Raw genomic sequence first — 3,248 nt, 5'->3', positions numbered from 1 at the left:
TCCTCAATAGGGGCGAAGTCGCGTTTGATATAGATGCTCACATCCACCGCTTCTGCATAGGTCATAGGATTTTTGTTATAGGCGCCCATATCCTCAAAATTCAGGATCTCGTTTTTGATAGCCGAGCGTAAAATGCGGTAATCATAAAACATTTTAGGGCTCAGGCTGGAGGTATCCGTGGCGGCCAGTTTAAGGTCGTAATCTTTCAAGCGGTCCAGTTCTTTGCCTAATGATTCTTTGCCCAGGTCCGTAACCTTGCCGTCGTATTGGTGATAGCCGAGTGCAACGCCATTGCCCGGGCGCCAGTTGAGATAACCCAGCAGGAAATCATCAGAAAGTCTTTGAAAGGCGGCATCGCCGGATATTTTGTTTTGCGTAGTTTTTGTTTGCTGGCAACTAAAAAGTGCAGCTATAGGTATGAACAGGAAGCTTAATTTTTTCATTTTGGGTCAGTTGTGAAAAATCTAAGTTAGGGAATATTTTTAATTGGTCATTTAGTCATTGCGTCATTAAGTCATTGGTTGGCGGGGTAAACGGCAACAAGGTTTTTACTTAGTCAGGTATTCTTTCGGGATAGGGTTATCCTTCCGCTCTCCGTCAAAAAACCAGCCTAAAATCCAAAACCTGGTGCCATCATAAAAAAGTTCAATGCTGTTAATACCACGCTCAATCACCGGGCCTGTTTTGGTATTGCGCGATTCGTAAGTGCTCCATACATGATAAATGGCCCCGAATTTCTCCACCTTGCGGGAGATCTCGCGTTCAACAAAGCCTTTTGACCCCAGGTAATCGTCAGACTGGCGGTGGTATTCCTTTAAGCTTACGTATTTGATAACCGTTTTACCGTCTTTTGATTTTGTTGCCCAGCCCACATTTACATTGGGTACGTGCAGGCTGCTATCGCGCTGGTAACTGGGCTTTTCGCCTTTTTTAACAGTAACCACATCATAGTAGGCTTTCATAATGCCGTTTAAGGTGCCCACATTGTCGCCGTATTGATCAATTACCTGCGCCCGGCAATTGTAATTTATCAGAATGATTAATGCTAAAGATGTTAAAAAGGCTGCTTTTTTCATTGCGATTTGCTATTGGTTGATCAAATATATCAATTCTGGATTGATGATTACACTGATTGTTTGACGATTACACTGATTGACGTGCGATTGCCTGCAGATATTCTTCTTCCATATTAATCCTTTTCAATTTTAAAGCGTCCTACATCCAAACACCCACAGTTGGGAGGTTGAAACTAAAACAAAGAGCCATGAAAAAGAAATTTTTTGCATTCGCATTGATTATAGCAGCATTTGTATCGGTAACATCAGGATGTTATGTTGAAGGTGGCGGTGGCTACCGTTACCATCATTACCACCGTTGGAATCGCGATCGTGATTAACAGGTTTAAGAAATTATAGTTTTTAGTTTGGTTTAGTGTGTGTGAGTTAAGGCCCCGGTTAGCGCCGGGGCTTTTTTGTGGGTGATGGATTGATCTTTTGGTGAATTTTTTTTTTCACTCTCTTTACGGCTTGCCGTAGAGCGGGTGGACGAGCCTGCCTGCCGGCAGGCGAAGCAAAGTCCGGGTGAGTCCACCCTGCGGACATTACCGCCAATGCATGGTGCCGAGTTTACTCACCCGAACGTAGCAGGCTCGTTCACCCGCTCTTTCGGAGGCAAAAAAGGGGGTTGGTTACGGACTTATTTAGCGCCAGCGCCCATAAAAGGCATCTGCGGCTTACATCTGTTAATTATTTTATTTAATTTTGAGTGTAGATTTCATTACCCTTAATGAATATGAAAAAATCAACCTACACATTCCCGCTGATCATCGCAGTTATTTTTATCGTAAACGCATGCACCAAAGAAGGCAAGTTGAATGCGCCTGCCGGCCAGATAGCGGCAACATTTACCCGTGGAAAGATCAATCAGCCCGACCTGATGGCACTGTCAGGTGCCGATTCCACTAAAATAGTTAACTGGAGTGTTAGCCCGGCGGGATCTGATTCTTTACTCACGCAGCACAATATTGCTAAATGGTTTTTTAAAAAGGCCGGTACCTACACCGTTAGTGCCAATCAAAGCGGTGGTGCAACAGCAAGTATTGTGATAACGATTATTGATTCGCTTTATATCCCTACACCATATGCAACGCCTTTTACCGCGGGCGAACAAATTACGCTGGTGCCGAAATATATTAAAAGTACTATTTCCGATTCTTCCTTCCTGTCGTTTACGGCGACTACCAAAAATTCGTATTGCGGAAACAGTGCTATTGACCTGGGAGTTTATTACGACACCAACGCAAAAGCGTATTACATGCAGCTTACACAGGTGCTGCACAATGCCGATTGCGGTGTTACGAGCAGCACTTTAACCAGGACAGTTAATTACGGTTCGTACCAAACTTCACTGGCCAACGGCAGCTACCCGCTTTATATTGAGTTTAATAACCAGCCTAACGTGGTTGGCAGTATTGAAATAACCGATACCCAAATTATATTTCACTGGGCCAATACCGGAGGTGTAGTGATTATGCCTTTAACCTTAAGCAGGTAATAGGAGATTTAAAGCGTAATTAAGTAATTATTTAACCTTCAGCGATGCCAACATGGCATCGGCGGTGGTTTTCCATTTGGGCTGCAGCGTCTGGGGACAGGTAAAAGTAAACATCAGCAATTTGCCGTCGAGGATGGTAAAAAAATAAAAGGCAAACACTTTTTGGTCCGCTGCGGTGGTCATCAGTTTAAAATAGCCCACCTGTTTGCCATTAATAGTTTTAACGCCGTTATCAAGCCACGCGGCATCGGGCCTGGCGTGTTTTAGGGTATTGATCATAAAATCTTTGTATTGGCCGATCTGGTCGGGTGTCATCGTTTGCCCGGTCTGGCTGATCACTAAATTTACGTCGGCTTTTGCATCGTTAAAAGCAGCCGCCGGTTGCTGGCCTTGATGGGCATATTTTGCCGCGAGTGCCTGGGTAGACATTTGCTTAAAATTTGCAGGCACCGATAGCTCAACCTTCCCGTTCAGCAGGCTGCGGCGTACCAGTTTGATTTGTGCCTGGCTGAAATAGGGCAGGAGTAATAAGACAAATAAGGCTGGAGCTATGATTTTTTTGATCATGAGATGGTTTTACGTTGAGGTGTTAAACATAAGGAAAAAAGGGATGGCTTGGTTAATATTTGGTTTTTTGTGAAAATCGGTTTCGAAGGATAAAAGCCGGGGTGTCATGGTGAGGCACTCGAACCATG

The 3,248-nt window shown here is 44.3% G+C and carries 5 protein-coding genes; 2 read left to right on the top strand and 3 right to left on the bottom strand.

Features of this window, described 5'->3' with window-relative positions; genetic code table 11:
* Both QZY09_RS18040 and QZY09_RS18035 read right to left on the bottom strand, forming a co-directional pair.
* Window positions 1-443, bottom strand: a 443-nt coding sequence (locus tag QZY09_RS18040) for a hypothetical protein (protein WP_295674635.1), incomplete at its 3' end; no start/stop codon positions are given.
* A gap of 105 nt (window positions 444-548) precedes the next feature.
* Window positions 549-1,076: a hypothetical protein gene (locus tag QZY09_RS18035; RefSeq protein WP_295674634.1), complete on the bottom strand. Its 528-nt coding sequence runs from the start codon at window positions 1,074-1,076 to the stop codon at window positions 549-551.
* Between the two features lie 188 nt (window positions 1,077-1,264).
* Between QZY09_RS18035 and QZY09_RS18030 the strand changes: the two genes are divergently transcribed.
* Together QZY09_RS18030 and QZY09_RS18025 are read left to right on the top strand one after the other, a co-directional pair.
* Complete coding sequence (locus QZY09_RS18030) at window positions 1,265-1,396, top strand: hypothetical protein (protein ID WP_295674633.1); 132 nt, start codon at window positions 1,265-1,267, stop codon at window positions 1,394-1,396.
* Between the two features lie 395 nt (window positions 1,397-1,791).
* Window positions 1,792-2,553: a hypothetical protein gene (locus QZY09_RS18025; RefSeq protein WP_295674632.1), complete on the top strand. Its 762-nt coding sequence runs from the start codon at window positions 1,792-1,794 to the stop codon at window positions 2,551-2,553.
* A gap of 27 nt (window positions 2,554-2,580) precedes the next feature.
* Here QZY09_RS18025 and QZY09_RS18020 read toward each other — a convergent pair whose 3' ends face one another.
* On the bottom strand, window positions 2,581-3,120 hold the full coding sequence (locus QZY09_RS18020; protein WP_295674631.1) for a hypothetical protein: 540 nt from the start codon (window positions 3,118-3,120) through the stop codon (window positions 2,581-2,583).
* Window positions 3,121-3,248 lie beyond the last annotated feature (128 nt).

The sequence above is a fragment of the uncultured Mucilaginibacter sp. genome, from assembly GCF_903913935.1.
GTDB lineage: Bacteria > Bacteroidota > Bacteroidia > Sphingobacteriales > Sphingobacteriaceae > Mucilaginibacter.
This window is presented reverse-complemented; position numbering and strand designations above follow the sequence as displayed.

Bases quoted from the DNA above. Each gene is read 5' to 3' on its own strand.
- QZY09_RS18025 (WP_295674632.1), top strand. From the start codon at position 1,792: ATGAAAAAATCAACCTACACATTCCCGCTGATCATCGCAGTTATTTTT.
- QZY09_RS18030 (WP_295674633.1), top strand. From the start codon at position 1,265: ATGAAAAAGAAATTTTTTGCATTCGCATTGATTATAGCAGCATTTGTA.
- QZY09_RS18035 (WP_295674634.1), bottom strand. From the start codon at position 1,076: ATGAAAAAAGCAGCCTTTTTAACATCTTTAGCATTAATCATTCTGATA.
- QZY09_RS18020 (WP_295674631.1), bottom strand. From the start codon at position 3,120: ATGATCAAAAAAATCATAGCTCCAGCCTTATTTGTCTTATTACTCCTG.